The organism is Parvularculales bacterium (assembly GCA_036881865.1).
GTDB lineage: Bacteria > Pseudomonadota > Alphaproteobacteria > JAPOUT01 > JBAJNM01 > JBAJNM01.
Genome location: JBAJNM010000042.1, coordinates 1 through 16,910 on the forward strand (window position 1 = coordinate 1; position 16,910 = coordinate 16,910).

At 49.3% G+C, this 16,910-nt stretch carries 16 protein-coding genes; 12 read left to right on the forward strand and 4 right to left on the reverse strand.

Going from position 1 to position 16,910, the window contains the following annotated elements; translation table 11 throughout:
* The 5 genes from V6Z81_08465 to V6Z81_08485 all read left to right on the forward strand — a co-directional run.
* Positions 1-966: OB-fold domain-containing protein (locus V6Z81_08465; GenBank protein MEG9862496.1), on the forward strand; the 966-nt coding region annotated here is incomplete at its 5' end.
* Positions 967-1,062: 96 nt separating this feature from the next.
* Entirely contained in the window at positions 1,063-1,902 is an 840-nt protein-coding gene (locus tag V6Z81_08470; GenBank protein ID MEG9862497.1) for a GNAT family N-acetyltransferase, read from the forward strand.
* A gap of 194 nt (positions 1,903-2,096) precedes the next feature.
* Positions 2,097-2,459: a hypothetical protein gene (locus V6Z81_08475; protein ID MEG9862498.1), complete on the forward strand. Its 363-nt coding sequence runs from the start codon at positions 2,097-2,099 to the stop codon at positions 2,457-2,459.
* A 203-nt stretch (positions 2,460-2,662) separates the two neighbouring features.
* The gene (locus tag V6Z81_08480) at positions 2,663-3,865 is read left to right on the forward strand and encodes an acetyl-CoA acetyltransferase (protein ID MEG9862499.1); all 1,203 of its coding nucleotides are present in this window, start codon (positions 2,663-2,665) and stop codon (positions 3,863-3,865) included.
* Positions 3,866-3,956: 91 nt separating this feature from the next.
* Positions 3,957-4,667 (forward strand): tetratricopeptide repeat protein, encoded by a 711-nt coding sequence (locus V6Z81_08485; GenBank protein MEG9862500.1) that lies wholly within the window; start codon positions 3,957-3,959, stop codon positions 4,665-4,667.
* 21 nt (positions 4,668-4,688) lie between these two features.
* Here the strand turns inward: V6Z81_08485 and V6Z81_08490 are convergent, their stop codons facing one another.
* Positions 4,689-5,075 carry a DUF6285 domain-containing protein gene (locus V6Z81_08490; GenBank protein ID MEG9862501.1) on the reverse strand — a complete coding sequence of 129 codons (387 nt, stop codon included), beginning with the start codon at positions 5,073-5,075 and terminating at the stop codon, positions 4,689-4,691.
* Positions 5,076-5,088: 13 nt separating this feature from the next.
* The gene (locus V6Z81_08495) at positions 5,089-6,093 is read right to left on the reverse strand and encodes a phosphotransferase family protein (protein MEG9862502.1); all 1,005 of its coding nucleotides are present in this window, start codon (positions 6,091-6,093) and stop codon (positions 5,089-5,091) included.
* A 173-nt stretch (positions 6,094-6,266) separates the two neighbouring features.
* Here V6Z81_08495 and V6Z81_08500 point away from each other — a divergent pair, with 173 nt between their 5' ends.
* Positions 6,267-6,434 (forward strand): hypothetical protein, encoded by a 168-nt coding sequence (locus V6Z81_08500; GenBank protein MEG9862503.1) that lies wholly within the window; start codon positions 6,267-6,269, stop codon positions 6,432-6,434.
* Positions 6,435-6,551: 117 nt separating this feature from the next.
* Positions 6,552-7,265 carry a DUF502 domain-containing protein gene (locus tag V6Z81_08505; GenBank protein ID MEG9862504.1) on the forward strand — a complete coding sequence of 238 codons (714 nt, stop codon included), beginning with the start codon at positions 6,552-6,554 and terminating at the stop codon, positions 7,263-7,265.
* A gap of 6 nt (positions 7,266-7,271) precedes the next feature.
* Here V6Z81_08505 and recG read toward each other — a convergent pair whose 3' ends face one another.
* On the reverse strand, positions 7,272-9,362 hold the full coding sequence (gene recG / locus V6Z81_08510; protein MEG9862505.1) for an ATP-dependent DNA helicase RecG: 2,091 nt from the start codon (positions 9,360-9,362) through the stop codon (positions 7,272-7,274).
* An 89-nt stretch (positions 9,363-9,451) separates the two neighbouring features.
* On the opposite strand from recG, the gene V6Z81_08515 reads away from it, so the two are divergent.
* The 3 genes from V6Z81_08515 to V6Z81_08525 all read left to right on the forward strand — a co-directional run bounded on the left by V6Z81_08515 (position 9,452) and on the right by V6Z81_08525 (position 13,955).
* Positions 9,452-9,754, forward strand: a complete 303-nt coding sequence (locus V6Z81_08515) for a succinate dehydrogenase assembly factor 2 (protein MEG9862506.1) — start codon at positions 9,452-9,454, stop codon at positions 9,752-9,754.
* Positions 9,738-13,256 carry a transcription-repair coupling factor gene (gene mfd, locus V6Z81_08520; GenBank protein MEG9862507.1) on the forward strand — a complete coding sequence of 1,173 codons (3,519 nt, stop codon included), beginning with the start codon at positions 9,738-9,740 and terminating at the stop codon, positions 13,254-13,256. The genes V6Z81_08515 and mfd overlap by 17 nt, the downstream gene beginning before the upstream one ends.
* Positions 13,257-13,340: 84 nt before the next feature.
* On the forward strand, positions 13,341-13,955 hold the full coding sequence (locus tag V6Z81_08525; GenBank protein MEG9862508.1) for a GIY-YIG nuclease family protein: 615 nt from the start codon (positions 13,341-13,343) through the stop codon (positions 13,953-13,955).
* Positions 13,956-13,996: 41 nt separating this feature from the next.
* Here the strand turns inward: V6Z81_08525 and V6Z81_08530 are convergent, their stop codons facing one another.
* Positions 13,997-14,833: a hypothetical protein gene (locus V6Z81_08530; protein ID MEG9862509.1), complete on the reverse strand. Its 837-nt coding sequence runs from the start codon at positions 14,831-14,833 to the stop codon at positions 13,997-13,999.
* Between the two features lie 112 nt (positions 14,834-14,945).
* Between V6Z81_08530 and V6Z81_08535 the strand changes: the two genes are divergently transcribed.
* On the forward strand, positions 14,946-15,719 hold the full coding sequence (locus V6Z81_08535; protein MEG9862510.1) for a hypothetical protein: 774 nt from the start codon (positions 14,946-14,948) through the stop codon (positions 15,717-15,719).
* A gap of 286 nt (positions 15,720-16,005) precedes the next feature.
* Complete coding sequence (locus tag V6Z81_08540) at positions 16,006-16,554, forward strand: ankyrin repeat domain-containing protein (protein ID MEG9862511.1); 549 nt, start codon at positions 16,006-16,008, stop codon at positions 16,552-16,554.
* Positions 16,555-16,910: the final 356 nt, after the last annotated feature.

A 16,910-nucleotide genomic window follows, 5' to 3' on the forward strand; every position in this document is an offset into this window, starting at 1 on the left:
AGGGTTGCAGCGCGGTTTCTGGGGAGTTATTCATTAAGGGTTGATTTTGTGGATCACTTTCGGGGCGCGGGTGAAGAGTTTGATTATAACTGGGAGGAACGCTGGATTCGCGATGAAGGATTCAGCAAAATTGTGCCGGAGGCCATTAAGGGCGTTCTGGAAAAAACGGGCGTTAAGGGAGAAGATATTGATATTTTCATTTTGCCGTGCCTGTTTCCACGGCTTGGTGAAAAACTCTCGACTTCCTGCGGTATTAAGCCTGAAAGCGTACGTGATACATTAAGTGTAACATTGGGTGAGATGGGGTGCGCTCATGGTCTTGCGATGCTGGTCCATGCGCTTCAGGAGGCCAAACCCGGGCAGAAAATATTGCTCACCCAATTTGGCGGCGGATGCGATGCCCTCCTGTTTGAAACGACCGAACATCTGCCGGCCGCTACTGCCAACAGACGCGGTATCACAGGTGCTCTGGAGAGCGGTGTGGAAGAGACAAATTATCTGAAGTTCCTAACGTTCAATGATCTGATTGAATGGGAGAGGGGCATGCGCGGCGAGCAGGACAAAAAAACGGCCCTGACGACTCTTTACCGCAATGACGATATGATTATGGGTCTGGTCGGTGGTCGTTGTAAGGAGACGGGCGTTGTGCAGTTTCCCCGAACGCGGATTTCCGTCAATCCCAATAATAATACGGTAGATACGCAAGAGCCTTATAAGTTCGCCGAGCGCAAGGCGAGTGTTTTATCATGGTCGGCGGATTATTTATCTTTCTCTCTTTCTCCGCCTAACCATTACGGCATGGTGGTCTTTGATGAAGGGGGCCGGATTATGATGGATTTCACCGATGTTGCACCGGGGGAGGTGGATTCGGGCATGCCGGTGCGGCTGGTGTTCAGAATTAAGGACTTTGACAAGCAGCGCGGATTTCGGCGTTATTTCTGGAAGGCCGTGCCTGTAAGAAAGTGAGGGAAAATATAGGCTGGTTTAGGTGTACTAAGTGCAAATACATCTCAGATCTATGTCCCAAAAACACCCGGCCCGCCCACATGAAGGAGCATATCAATGCTGCATGATCTTGACGATGTGACCATGAACACCGCTTCTGCCGATGACATGAAAACCATCGTGGAGTTTTCAAGGGCAGAAGGCTGGAATCCCGGAAAGGACGATGCGATTATATTCAGGGCAACGGACCCTAAAGGTTTCTACGTGGCGAAGCATAAAGGTGAAGTTATCGCCTCTATTTCTGTCGTTAATCACAATGACACTTTTGCCTATATGGGCTTTTATATCTGCCGGCCTGATTACCGGGGGAAGGGCATCGGGATGGCGCTCTGGAACCATGCAATCAAGTGGGCCGGCACACGTGACATCGGCCTGGACGGTGTCCGGGAACAGGAGGCCAATTACGTCAAAAGCGGTTTTGTGAAGGTCATGGATAGCTGCCGTTATGAAGGCCAACTTGCGGGGCGGGGCCATCCTGATATTCGTCTTGCCGGTGACGATGACATAGATGATCTGATAGAAATGGATGCCGCTGCGAATGGTGTCCGGCGGTCAGTTTTTGTTCAGGTGTGGACGGCCTCGACGCCGGACCGTAAAACCGTAATGTTTGATGATGGATCAGGCTTTGCCACAATCCGCGCCTGTCAAAATGGGGTTAAGATCGGCCCGGTGATTTGTGATGATGTCAATAAGGCCATGATGCTGGTGGAGGCGTGCCTTGATTTGATGCCGTCAGATCCGGTGATTATAGATGTGCCCGAAGAGAATACGGCGATGATAAAGACCCTGACCGGTAAAGGTTTCAGTGAAACTTTTGTGGCCGCCCGGATGTATCGCGGCAAGGTACCACAAATTTCTCCCCGTCTTCACGCCATAGCGGGTATGGAACTGGGGTAAGGAAAGGGGCTCATAGGTCATAGCGCTCAATCAGCCTAAACCCCCGCTATGCCAGGAGTTACAGGAATCTCACAAGGCTTCAAATGATTGTTACAAGGCCTTCAAAGAATTGACTGAAATAGCGTTTAATGGAACTATCGCCGGATAGACGAATCTTCCTGATAGGAGCATCTACGGTGATGCCGGAAGTCAAAATGAAACATTTTGTACTTATAGCAGCGTTATTATTTTCTTTGTCTCTTACCGCTTGTGGCGGTGGAAAAGGCAACCCTTTCTATAAAAGACAACTCAACGCCGGAAAACCCGTATGTGAAGAGGTTGAGTTTGTACTCTTCAAGATGCGGGGCGGCATAAATACTCCGGTCGGGGAAGAATATCCTGCCAAAGCGGAAAATGTAAGATGGGGTGCCGCCGGCATTATGTTTTTTCCGCTTTGGTTGAGTCTGAACCTGATTGAAACCGCAACCGGAACCGGAGAGATTGCGCTACCTTCTACCTATGGAAAGCGTGGTCGTATAAAGGATCGCTTAATAAAAGAGCAGGATTGCGATTTCTGATTGATCTGATTGAGTAGTCATGGTGAGGCCGGAGGCGGAGATTTTTGCCTGTTTTGTGCTCTAATCAGCCATAACAAAGCCAACTTAAGTGCATAACTCCCAAAAAATCAGACAAAAACGTGTTCAAAAAACCTTGTCATGTGAGTGAGGGGAGCAGTATTATTGAGTCTGGATTCCGGCATAATTCTGGCAGGAGATAAAAAATGGCATCAGGAATTAAAGACAAAGTCGCCATTCTGGGGATGGGATGTAGCAAGTTCGGTGAGCGCTGGGAGTCAGGCCCCGAAGAGTTAATGGTAGAAGCCTATCTGGAAGCAATGAAGGATGCAGGCATTGAAACCTCCCAGCTGGATGCCGCCTGGTTTTCAACCCATGTCGACGAAGTGGGGACGGGTAAGGGAGGAACGCCTCTTTCCGTTGCACTTCGGTTGCCGAATATTGCCGTTACACGGGTAGAGAATTTCTGCGCGAGCGGTTCCGAGGCGTTTCGGGGAGCGGTCTATGCGGTTGCCGCCGATGCGGCAGATATCGCACTGGCCGTAGGCGTCGAGAAATTAAAAGATACGGGATACGGCGGCCTGCCGACGGGCAGCATGGGAACCCTCTCGCCGCAATGGTCTCCGTCAGGGTCGGCTCCGGGCAATTTTGCCCAGTTGGCTTCAGCCTACCGGGCCAAACATGGCGTTGGCAAAGAAGATCTGAAACAGGCCATCGCTCATGTCTCCGTCAAGAGCCATGCCAATGGTGCCAAAAATAAAAAAGCCCATTTGCAAAAAGCAGTAAGCGAAGAACAGGTCATGAATGCACCCATGATTGCAGAGCCTCTCGGGTTATTTGATTGTTGTGGCGTTTCCGATGGGGCGGCAGCAGCCATCGTGACAACACCGGAGATTGCAAAGACGCTTGGCAAGACGGATGTCATCACCGTAAAAGCATTGCAGCTGGCCTTGTCCAATGGTCTGGAGTCTCAACATAATTCGTGGGACGGTAGTTATTTCCATACGGCGCGTATTGCTGCCAAGAAAGCGTACGCCGAGGCGGGAATTGAAAAGCCGCGCGAAGAAGTCAGCATGATGGAAGTGCATGACTGTTTTTCCATAACGGAACTGGTCACCATGGAGGATTTGTTCATCTCTCCTGAAGGCGGGGCCATTAAAGACGTCATGGATGGTTTTTACGATGCCGATGGCGAGGTACCGTGTCAGATTGATGGCGGGCTAAAATGTTTTGGTCATCCCATCGGAGCATCCGGTCTGCGTATGTTGTATGAAATGTATCTACAACTGCAGGGACGGGCCGGAGAGCGGCAATTATCAGACCCCAAAATTGGTTTGACGCATAATCTGGGGGGTGCTCCGTCTCAGAATGTATGCTCCGTGGCCATCATCGGTGCTCATAACGCTTGATCAGACATCAGCCCGAACGGCTTGACCGGCGTTTAATCCCGGCCGTTTTACTTCTCAGGAATATATTCCTAGCGGGAGTGAGGGGGTGCGGATGAGATTTATCCTGATTTCATCTTTGGTATTGTTTTTCTCCGCAGGCGTAGCCTCAGCCTGTGATTATGAGAAAGCGCAACAGGCTTACGCTTTTGGTAATTATAAAAAGGCGGTTACCGAACTGCAGTGTCTGGCTGAAAAGGGGCATACAAAAGCCCAGCATTACCTTGGGGAGATGTATTATTATGGCGAGGGCGTAACGGCCGATAATAAAACTGCAGCAGAGTGGTTTTCCAAGGCTGCGGATCAGGGATATGCCGAGGCTCAGGCCTTTCTTGGTGCCATGTATCAAAAAGGAAAAGGCGTAGAGCGTAGCAATACCGAAGCGGCTAAATGGCATCGCCTTGCGGCCGATCAGGGCAATGTTGTCGGACAATTCAATCTCGGATGGATGTATGAATTCGGAGAAGGTGTCTCACAGGATTATGATGAGGCAGCACGATTATACCGGCTTGCGGCTTATCAGGGCGACGGAGATGCACAAAACAACCTTGGAAGGCTTTATTATCATGGCCGCGGTGTTCAGCAGGATTATGTGAAGGCGTATATGTGGGCTTATCTTGCTTACCGGAATGCATTTGATGGAGAAGCCAAAGACAAAGCCACCAGAGGTCTGGATCTTTCTGAAAAATATCTTTCTCCGTCGGAAATATCTCAGGCCCAAACTATGGCAAAGCGGTGCTTTAGAACCAAATATGCGGGGGGTTGATTGTCCTGACGTGTGGAATTTCTAATCCCGGCCGTTTTGCTTCTCAAGAATACGTTTGTAGCGGGAGTAGCGGGGTTGATCTATGGCCACTTTGGTTTCCGTTGTGCGTTGGAGGTGCTCTATCAGCCCGGGCGTTTCCATTGTCAGGCGCCCGTCCGCAATGCGTTGGCATAGTTCCTTGTTAAGAGATAAAAGATCGCCATCCATATTGAGTAGCGCTTTAAGGCGGGCGAGTTCCTGCTCGTCCCCCTGAGGGGCGAGGCTGAGTTCCCGCTCAACGATGGCTAACACATTGGCGGCGACAAGAGCATGAAAGGCTTTTTGGCCGGAAAGCGCAGGCGCTGCGTCAGACCGTAGAAAGGTTTGAACGGCGTTGACCAGTTCGATGAGAGAAGGTTGGTCTTGCATTGATTATTCTCGTTTATTGCTCCGTCAGGAGTGCTAGAAGGTCAAGTTCCGTTTCCGAGGCCCGCCGTCCGCTGGCGGCCCGCTCAACGGATGTATCGCGTCCGCTTTTGAATGTTTCAACCATGATAAGGCACATAATACCCCATTTGAGAGTGCCCAGAACTTCCCAGAAATGCATGCGCTCCCTATCTACCCTTTGGCCGCTTTCTGACTCATAGCCGTCAATAAAATCTTCGCGCATTCCAAAGCCGCCAACCGGTGCATCAATATGACCAAAGCGCCATGAATTCACACAAATCCAGCCCATATCCTCCATAGGGTCTCCCCGGTGAGCCAACTCCCAATCTAAAACGGCTTGCAGGCCATCATCGGGAGATACAATAAAGTTGCCATTGCGAAAATCACCATGGACAAGACATGCTTCAGGGTCCGGTGATGGTTTGTGTTGCCGTAACCATGAAATCGCCAATTCAAATACGGGGTGAGGATGGCCATGATGATGGTAGACGGTTTCGTAGCGCTCAATTTCGCTATCGGCAAGAGACAGGCGTAAGGGCGGATTATCATGTTCAAGCGGTATGGCGTGTATTTTGGCAAGCACGGTTCCGCATTGACGCGCCAGTTGAGAGCGGATGTTATCGAAATCTTTATCACGGAGGATTTTCCGTGCGATGGTTTCACCTTCCATATATTCCATAACGAATCCATTCCCTAAACCGTCACTCTCCTGAAGCACAAACTGTACGGCAGGGACGGGCACACCGGCCTGATGAGCGTCGCCGAGGAGTTTGGCTTCGGCCGCCATGCTCAAATTGACGGACTCTTCCGGCAGGGTCTCCCCACCGATATCTCGGCGCAAGACCTGAGGAATAGTCTGCGTTGGAGTCACGGCATTAAAAACCCAGCTTTCTTTGCTGGCACCACCGGAAAGCCGCCGCACATTATCAAGGTGCAGAGCATCAGGAACCTGCCGGATCAGGGCAGAAAACAGTGCGTCCTCAAACTCGGGTTTATCCATTGCTCAGATCATCTTCAGGATAGGAGTTCACAAAAGTAAAACTATTGTTACTTCTAAAACGGCCATTTTGTATCCTCTTAATTGACTGAAATAGCATTTGATGGTACATCATCTGGGGGATGCTGAAGTTAAAGGGCATATAACTTGATTCCAACCACCAAGGATATCTAACAATGAACAAAATTCTAACAACACTTTCAATTATTGCAGTAATGACTTTTGGAACTGCAACGTTAGCCAATGCGGGCGATACATGGAACTGCTTTATCGGTAGTGCCGAATGTGCCTCTGATTTAGGGAGTGACACCACCTACTACGAGCTGCTTGGGAAAACAGAATAATTAAATTCCCATGCGTGTGGTTGCGGCGGTGAGTAAAACACCGGCGTGACCCCGCGCAAATTAAAAAAAGGGCTATGACATTTTGTGTAACTCAATCTAGGCAGAGTTTTGTAGTCCATGACCAAACAATCTCTTTCAATGCCGCCGGAAGCCTCTGAAGGCAAATCTTCTTCCGGACGTGGTTTTTTTTCACGGGTACGACGGTGGTTTTTAACGGGCGTTGTTGTTGCGGCTCCCGTATTCATTACAATTTATATTACCATCTGGGTTATTGAACTGGTCGATGATGCTGTGGATAGGATGATTCCTGTCGCTTACCATCCGGAACAATTTTTACAGTTCTCCGTCCCCGGTCTGGGTGTTGTAATCGCTTTGGTACTCCTGACGCTATTGGGGGCGTTAACGGCTAATATTTTTGGCCGGGGACTTATTCGCTACGGGGAATCTCTGGTTGGACGCATGCCGATCGTGCGCACGGTTTATAATGCAAGCAAGCAAATTCTGGAAACGGTCATCAACCAGAGAGGCGACTCTTTTAGTAGCGTAGGATTGATTGAATATCCACGCAAAGATCTTTATGCACTTGTGTTTGTGACCTCGGAGACCACAGGTGAGGTGCAGGAAAAAACGGGACAAAAGATGGTAAGCGTCTTTTTACCCACAACGCCTAATCCTACATCCGGCTATTTGTTGTTTGTGCCGACGCAGGACATCATGATTTTGGATATGAACGTTGAAGAGGCCGCTAAAATGGTTGTATCGGCAGGGCTTGTGACACCGGGTATGACCGAGGAGGATGTGCAGAAAATATTACCTCCCAAAGCCTCATGATGGGGGTTAACCGGAACGCAAATAGCGAATGGCGTCGTCACGCTCAAAAAGATAGAGCAAGGTGCGCAATGCCTCACCCTGGGAGCCTTCAAGGGCCGGATTATCTTCTATAGCAGCGGTAGCATCCTCATAAGCCTCCTGAAGCAGAGTGCCATGATGAGAGAGCAGGGCCAGACGAAACGCCGGAAGGCCGCTTTGCCGAACCCCCAGTGCTTCTCCGGCGCCACGCAGGAGTAAATCTTCTTCGGCAATCCGGAAACCATCCTCCGTTTCACGCAAAATAGCTAATCGCCGGCGCGCCGTGTCACTTAAAGGGGGAGCGTATAGCAATAGACAAGATGATGGCGTATCTCCCCGTCCAACCCGTCCCCGTAACTGATGACATTGGGCAAGGCCATACATTTCGGCATTTTCAATAACCATGATGGTGGCCTCCGGAACGTCCACGCCCACCTCCACAACGGTAGTGGCCACAAGAAGGCGAATGCGTCCCTCTTTGAAGTCTGCCATGACGGCATCTTTTTCGCCCGCTTTCATACGTCCATGGACCAACCCGACTTGCTCTTCGCCAAACAGTTGAGTCAGCATTTCATGGCGCTCCGTGGCGGCGGTTATGTCCGCTTCGTCACTTTCTTCCACAACAGGACAAACCCAATAGGCGCGGGCATTGTTTTTGAGCGCCGTAGCCAGTTTTTCGGTGATGTCGGGAAGGCGTTCAAAAGGCACGGCGCGGGTGACAATGGACTGCCGCCCCGGGGGCTTTTCCATGAGCCGCGATATATCCATGTGGCCGTAAGTGGTAAGGGTCAGGGTGCGGGGAATGGGAGTTGCCGTCATGATCAGCACATCGGCACTACCGCCACCCTTGGCGGAGAGTTCCATACGCTGATGCACACCAAAGCGGTGCTGTTCGTCTACCACAATAAGGTCCAGCTTATGAAAGGTGACGTCTTTTTGGAACAGCGCATGAGTGCCCACCAGAAGTGCAATATCGCCACATTCCAGATCATCTAAAAGAGCACGGCGGGCGGCTCCTTTGTCATTACTCGTTAAAAGTTCTATGCGCACACCACATGCTTCGCAAAGGGGAGAAAGGGTTGACAGATGCTGACGGGCCAGAAGTTCCGTCGGAGCCATAAGGGCCGCCTGAGAACCTCCCTCAACGGCGGTCAACATGGCCATGAGGGCCACAATGGTCTTGCCGCTTCCGACATCTCCCTGTAGCAGCCGTAACATACGTACCGGCGCTGCCATATCGGCTTCGATTTCCTTAATGGCCTGCTGCTGGGCCGCTGTGAGTTTGTAAGGCAATCCGGCTAAAACCTTGTCACGCAAATGCCTGTCGCCCTCCATGGCACGGCCCGGTAGTCGCCGCATCCGTTTTCTGACAAGAATCAGAGCGAGCTGGTTGGCGAGTAATTCGTCATAAGCCAGCCGCATCCGCGCCGGACTTAATGGGTCCAGCGCCTCATTACTATCAGGCGCATGAGCTGTCAGAAGAGAGGTTTGCCAATCCGGCCAATCGTGTTGTTGCATACGTTCTGGCGTCAACCATTCGGATAATTTCGGCGCACGTTCAAGGGCCGACCGCATAATGCGCCTTAAGGGTTTAGGAGTGAGATCCGTTGTAAGGGGATAAACAGGTTCCGTAGCTGCCATGTCCCCAAAGTCATCCGGCGTCAGAATATGATCAGGATGGCTCATCTGGGGAGCGTCACGGTAATACTCAAGGCGGCCACTGATAAAACGGTTTTCGCCTTCCGGCAGGACCTCCTTGAGATAACGCACATTGGCGCGAAAAAACGTAAGATTTATTGTTTCTCCCGCCATATCGCTGCACGATACCCGGTAGGGTAGGCGTTTAGTGGGCGGCGGAATATGACGTTCGACCAGCACCTCCAGCGTTATAATGCTACCATCCTCCGCACTGTCGAGGGAGGCACGGGGTGTACGGTCAACAAAGCCGGAAGGTAAATGCCAGCATAAATCCACAACCCGCTCGCCCGCCAGTTTGGCAAGAAGGGGAGCAAGGCGGGAGCCGACGCCGGGCAGGGTTTTTACATCGGCAAACAGGGGAAATAGGATATCCGGTCGCATAACACTAGGCTGTTTCTGGGTTCATTTCACTCATCATACTTTGTGAGTATAAAGGAAGGTATAGTGTTTTTTCAGGAGGGTAACAGGCCATGACACCGGAGCACCGGCGCGCCAGACTTCATTATCGTGCCCGTCGCCGGGGAACCCGTGAGATGGATATGATCCTGGCTCATTTTGCCGACCGCTATCTGGCGGGTTTCGGTGAGGATGAACTGGCCATGTTCGAGGAGATTCTGGAGATACCGGAACGTGACCTCTATGACTGGCTTGTGCATTGTCATCCGGTGCCGGAGTCTTATTGCTCCCCGGTGATGACATTATTGCTTGATATGGATAGCCTGCCGGCCTCTTTGACGTCCTCTGCGTCTGCGTTTGATGAACACTCTCGCTGACACCGCAGGCCCCCTTGTGCTTTCGGAAGCACCGGAGGGCATGGATGCCCTCGTGCTGGCTGATCTGGCACGTCTGACGGACCGCACTCTTGTTCACATTGCCAGAGATGAACCGCGTGCGGCGGCTATGGCGGAGGCGCTTTGTTTTTTCAATCCCGATCTTAAAATCTGGCGTTTTCCGGCGTGGGATTGCCTGCCCTATGACCGCATATCACCCCGCTCCGATATTCTCGGGCGGCGTATGGCTACTCTTCATGATCTGGCTTCCGGCCTGCTGGCAAATCATGAAAGCGCGGTTTTGTTAACCACGATGAATGCCGTCATGCAGCGGTTGCCGCCGCGTTCGGTGGTAACAGGGGCCAGTTGGTCGGCGCGCATCGGCAATCAGATTGATAGTGAACTGTTGACGCAGTTTCTTGATGCCAACGGATATATCCGCACCGACACGGTTCGCGAAGCCGGTGATTTTGCCATACGGGGAGGGGTGATTGATTTATATCCGCCCGGGGCCGATTGGCCGGTGCGTCTGGACCTGTTCGGCTCTACGCTGGATAGTTTGCGCCGTTTTGACCCGGGCACCCAGCGCAGTACGGAGCAGATCAGCGAAATACGCCTTTTACCCGTCAACGAAGTCCTGTTGAGCAGGCAGGCCGTAAGCCGGTTTCGGACGGGATACGTTACCGCCTTTGGCGCCGTAACCCGGGAAGACCCTCTTTATCATGCGGTCAGTGAAATGCGGCGTTATCCGGGTATGGAACATTGGCTGCCACTGTTTTATGAGCAGATAGAGACTCTGTTTGATTATATTCCCGAATACAGTTTGATTTCTCTGGATTATCTCGCCCAGGAGGCGGCCCGCGCCCGTTGGGATATGATCGCCGACCATTATGAGGCCCGCCGCGAAGGAGAAGGAGCCAGAAGTCTCAAGACACCGGCCTATAAGGCTCTCCCGCCGGAGCGTCTGTTTTTAAAGCCGGAGGAATGGGAACAGAGATTGGAAGGGTTTCCGACCCGCTTTTTTAATGCTTTTGCGGCATCCGATGGTATGCCCGGAGAAGAGGGTGGAACAATCGCCGGGAGTGGCGGAGGCGCCCGGACCATCAGCATGGGAGGTCGGGCAGGGCGCTCGTTCGCAGCCGAAAGGGCACAGAAAAACACCAATGTTTTTAATGCACTAACAGATTACATTAAAACCTTACATGAGGGCGGTAAGCGGGTCGTGATCGCCGTCTGGAGCCTTGGGGCACGCGAGCGGTTCATGGCCGTTTTGGAAGACCATGGAGTATCTGACGTAAGAGCCGCCGAATCGTGGCCGGATGTTCTCGAGGCCCCGAAAAACACCATATCCTGCATCGTGCTGGGCCTTGAGGCAGGTTTTGAAACGCCGGACACCGCCGTATTGAGCGAGCAGGACATTCTGGGCGACAGGTTCGTCCGCAAAACAAAATCCTCCCGTCAGGGACGCGATGTCATCGAGGAATGGAGCCAGCTCTCTCAGGGTGAACTGGTCGTTCATAATGACCATGGCATTGGCCGGTTTGAAGGATTGCACACCATTGAGGTTTCCGGTGCGCCTCATGATTGCCTGCTGATTATCTACCGCGAGGGTGACCGCCTTTATCTGCCGGTTGAGAACATAGACCTCATATCCCGTTATGGCTCTGCGGGTGATGATACGTTGCTGGATCGTCTGGGAGGTGTGGGCTGGCAGGCACGTACGGCACGCCTTAAGAAACATCTGCTTGAAATGGCCGAAGAGTTAATGAAAGTGGCCGCCGCGCGTTCTCTTCAGCATGCGCCGGTTCTGGAAAAAGACCATGGGGGCTATGAAGAGTTTTGCGCGCGCTTTCCCTTTGAAGAAACCGAAGATCAGTTGCGTTCCATGGAGCAAACGCTGGAGGATATGCGCTCCGGCCGCCCTATGGACCGTCTGGTGTGCGGGGATGTGGGCTTCGGAAAAACGGAAGTCGCACTGCGGGCGGCTTTTGTCGCCGCCATGAGCGGGGGACAGGTCGCGATCATTACACCGACGACCTTGCTGTGCCGTCAGCACTACCAGACATTCGTCGAGCGGTTTCAGGGCTTTCCTTTTGAAATACGCCAACTGTCCCGTCTGGTGCCGCTTCAGGAAAGAACCCGCACTCAGGAGGATATGGCGAAAGGCACCGTGGATATTATTATCGGAACCCATGCACTCCTGAGTAAAAAGTGCAAATTCCGTTCCTTACATCTTTTGGTGATTGATGAGGAGCAGCATTTTGGCGTGCGCCACAAGGAGCAATTAAAAAACCTGCGCGCCAATGTGCACGTATTGACCCTAACCGCCACACCCTTGCCGCGTACCCTTCAGTTGGCGCTATCCGGCGTGCGCGACATGTCTCTGATTAGCAAGCCGCCCGTTGACAGATTATCTGTGCGCAGTTTTATAGCGCCGTTTGATCCGGTAACCATCCGCGAGGTTTTATTGCGGGAACATTACCGCGGCGGGCAGAGTTTTTATGTTTGCCCCCGCATTCGTGACCTCGCCGATGTAGAGAAATTCATCACGGAAAACATACCCGAGGTCAAGGTGGCCCTCACCCACGGGCAGATGACCCCTGCCATGCTGGAAGACAGGGTGACCGCTTTTTATGAAGGGCGGTGCGATGTTTTATTGTCCACCAATATTATTGAATCAGGGCTGGATATCCCCACGGCGAACACGTTAATTGTGCACCGCGCCGATTTATTCGGCCTTGGCCAGTTGCATCAGTTACGCGGACGGGTAGGGCGCTCTAAATTAAGAGCCTATGCCTATTTCATGGCCCCCGTAGAGGCTTTGATGTCGGCCAATGCGGAAAAAAGATTGCAGGCCCTGCAGAGGTTTGACTCTCTGGGGGCAGGATTTAATTTGGCCTCCCATGATCTTGATATTCGGGGCGCCGGTAATCTTCTGGGTGATGCGCAGTCCGGCCATATACGCGAGGTGGGTGTTGAACTCTATCAGGAAATGCTGGAACAGGCCATTGCCTCACTGCAGGAAGGCGGGGAACTCTCCGCAGAAGAACCATGGTCGCCTCAGATCAATATTGGCGTTTCCGTTTTAATTCCCGAACAATACATTCCCGATTTGAACAGCCGCATGACATTGTACCGGCGGCTAGTGCGCCTGGAGAGCCTTGAAGAACTGGAACAGTTTGAAATTGAGATGATTGACCGCTTCGGCCTGCTTCCCGAAGAAACGCAACATTTGTTGAAAATCATCACCCTTAAACTGATCTGCCGTCAGGGAGGCATTGATAAGATTGATGCCGGACCCAAAGGAGTCGTCATCGGTTTTCATAATGACTCTTACGCCAACCCCGCCGGCCTTGTCGCATGGCTTTCTCAGGCAGGGGAGGGCGCTAAATTACGCGCCGACCATAGGCTGATTATCCCCGGCAAATGGGAAACTCCGGAAGAGCGCTTTACGGCCATTCGTGAAATAGCGGAAAACTTATCGTCAATAGCCCGCGCTGCGTGAGGTGAGTACAATTTTAATGACAGCTCGTTTGAGAACGACTGTATGATGGTTAAATACAATGCTCACCAACCAAAGGATGAATGAATGATTATCTATATACTGACCAATGAAGCCATGCCCGGCCTTGTTAAAATAGGAGTTACTGGTGATGATAGACTTGAGGATCGGATTAGAGAACTTGACACCACAGCTCTGCCGCTTCCGTTTGAGTGCTTTTATGCTGTTAAGGTTGGAGATGAAGTAGACTCAATAGAAAAGAGAGTACATCGGGGGCTTGATGATTCTCGCGTAAGGGACAAACGTGAGTTCTTCAGAATATCTCCTGACCAAGCTAAATCATTACTCAGCATTGCCGAAGCTATGGGAGGAGTTAATGTCACTCCTCGTGAGGCCATTGTGCAAGATTCCAAAGACACTCAAGCGATAGAAGAAGCTCGTAAAAAACGAGGACGATTTAACTTCGGCATGTTAGGCATCGACCCAGAAACGAAACTTCAATTTAAAAAAGACAAGACCATTGAGTGTGAAGTGGTAAATGAAACCCAAATTAATTTTCGTGGTGAAGAAATGTCTTTGTCAGCAGCAGCGTTAATTGTCGTTCAGGAAATGGGCTATGAATGGGATACTGTTCAAGGTGCAGCATATTGGTGCTACCACGGCAAAACGCTGAACGATCTACGACTAGAGCAGGAAGAATAGAGACTTTTCAACAAGAAGTAGTGGTTATCAGGTTTGTTTGATTATTCAACTTCACGATCAATTTTATGACCATGGATTTTGGCTTTTTCAATAAACCTCTCTATGTTATCTACATCCCAATTTCTGTTAACAGCAATGGTTGAATCAGATAGTTTAATTATTTCTTCTGGTTTCAAAAAATGACGACGCCTTTCTCTTAAGCGAATTTCATTTGCCTTTTCAAGCGTTGAAAAAACACCTTTAGATCCTTGTGTCCTTTGAGGAAAATCTTGTTCTAATTCAGAAAAGGATATTTTTTCTTTGTTTTGAACATGCTGTTTTATCACCGCCAAAACTAATTTTCCTTTATTAAGACTTTTGCCATTATATGTATATTTTGTTGTATCTCTTGATGATGTGGATTTCTTAAAATAAGTATCGGTTGTTACGTATATGCTTCCGTCTTCGCCTTTAAATCTTTCCACGATTAAAGCGGCTATCAGCGCATTTGAATCTGTTTTATAACCTTTTGAAATTTTATCTGCTAATTGGGCATTAATTGACGTTCCAACTAGGATGCCAATCCATTTGAGGTTAGAATCTAATATATCTGGATACTGTTGAAGAATTTGTTCTTTTTTTGATAGATAATCTTCTAATTGCGTCAAATGACGTTCCTCTAATTCTCCCAATTTGAGTTCTACAACACCAATATATTCAGCGGAGTATGTAATCAGTATGTCTATGCGACCATCTGTATCCTTGCTAGGTCGCCCGTCTTTTAAGGTGAGTTCTTCCTGAATTATGTTTATATCTGAAAAATCATCATCATCCAATGCCAGCACATCTTCATTTTCAACTAAATATGCTTCCATAGATAATTCTCGCTTGAAAGGCATGGGCGATAGTTTCACCTCGTTCGCAGTCAAATGTTTAAGTATTCTCACCCTTTACCTCTGTGTTTTAACTTTTAAAATATATACACTGCTTGAAGAAAGATTAATTTAACACATGCCCTTTAATCCTATCGACATAGATCGCTACGCTCTTTTCCATCTATCTGGAAACTATGATGAATTTCGGCGTGATCTTAACAAGACACATCACTACTTATTTCTACCTGATGGTAAGAGGTTTTTCGTTTATGAAAATTACCTAGTCAACGCCCATTTGGAGTTAGTGATATTGAATAATCAAATAGCTCGCTCCCAAGAATCTAATCATGCATTAGATGTTCGACTTAATTCTATTTTTGGTAGTTATGATGAAAATCAATCAAAAATTAGTCGGATAAAGTCAAATGATTTCTCCCGCATTGAAAGATTTGATCTAGAAGAAAGAAGTATGCTTAGTTTTCCAGGTACTATGGGCATGTTAAGTGAATATGCAGGGAAAGTCATGTTTGGATCGGCAACAATTTTTCTTTGGTCAATTCTTGAAAAAACACTTGAGACTACGGGCCAAGCACTTCTTCCCTGGAAAGATGATAAGCCGGAGAAAGGTGATGAACTTAAAATTTATCTTAGAAACAACTCATCACAACCTAAAGTGGATAGGCTTATAGACTTTATATACAAAAAAACAAACAGTAAAAGCCTGTCGGATTGCAAAAGGCGTCTACGTGATTTCAGGATAACAAGAAATGATTTGTCTCATAAATTTAATGATATAACCATCTCAGAAAGCGAGCTAAAGTCTTATTTTTCAAATGTGAGAGAGGTTTTTGAAGTTCTTGATGATGATGAAAAAATATTTAACAATTTTGCTCCCCCACTCATTCTTTAACGCATCAACCTAATCTCTAGATTGGTTATTACTTTAGGGGTTTATATATTTAAGTCACAATTTGCGTAAAAAACCCTGTTTTTAGACATTTTTTGCCGATCTAAATTATTGAGGAGCGAACATGATTAAACTCAAAAAAAACACCATCACTGCTTCGCAGAAGCCCTGATGGCGCTTACTGCTATCGGGTGTTCTTTGCGGTCTGTTTTTACTGACTGAATTTCACACCCCTCTTCAAGCACAAGACAATGTGTTACTTGACGAGGGTTTTTGGAAAACAGCCACGATGGCGGATGTGGAAGCGGCTCTTGAAGGCGGGGCCGACATGGAGGCCCGTGATAAGGATGGGCAAACACCCCTGCATTATGCGGCTACCGCTAGTACACCGGCAGTGGTGGAAGTGCTACTGGACAATGGTGCCGATATAGAGTCCCGCAACGGGCTTGGAAGAACACCCTTGTATTGGGCAGGAGCGTGGTCGTCAACAGAGATGGTGCAACTGCTACTGGACCATGGAGCGGATATTACGTCCCGTGATGGGCATGGTTCAACACCCTTGCATTGGGCGGCAGGGTTTAATGGTTCAGCCGTGGTGAAACTGCTTCTGAATCACGGTGCTTATATAAACGCCCGCAATAAGGATGGCTTTACGCCCCTACATCTGGCCGCGAAGTGGAACAAATCACCTGAGGTGGTGGAAGTGTTACTGGACCATGGAGCCGACCCGCAAACGAGAAACAAATTTGAAAATACGCCTTTTGATCTTATTCAGGAGAATTGGGCGCTCAAGGGTACAAAAGCCTACTGGCGGCTCAACAAAACGCAATACCGTTAGAATCTGTGGTTTTTAGTTGGACAATGGTAAAAAAAGAACATATCTAACTATTGGTATCTATTGAAAATTTTTTTATAGATAAATTTAAGATGTATTAGTAAAATCGGCTGAATCAGGGTCTTAAAAGATATAAGACTTAATTCTTGGATGTTTTTGTTAGCATGACTAGAGAAAGACGAAGGGCAATATGATCTTATCATCATTTTTATCTCAGGGTGTTTTGCAAACGCTCATTGGTGTTGAGCATGCCTATATGGGCGCGTGCCCGGCAGGGTTTGTTCACTCCCCGATTGCAGAGCTTTTTGGTCGAGCCGGAGTATCCGGAGATATCGTATTGAGCGTCGGTGCGGTTGCCG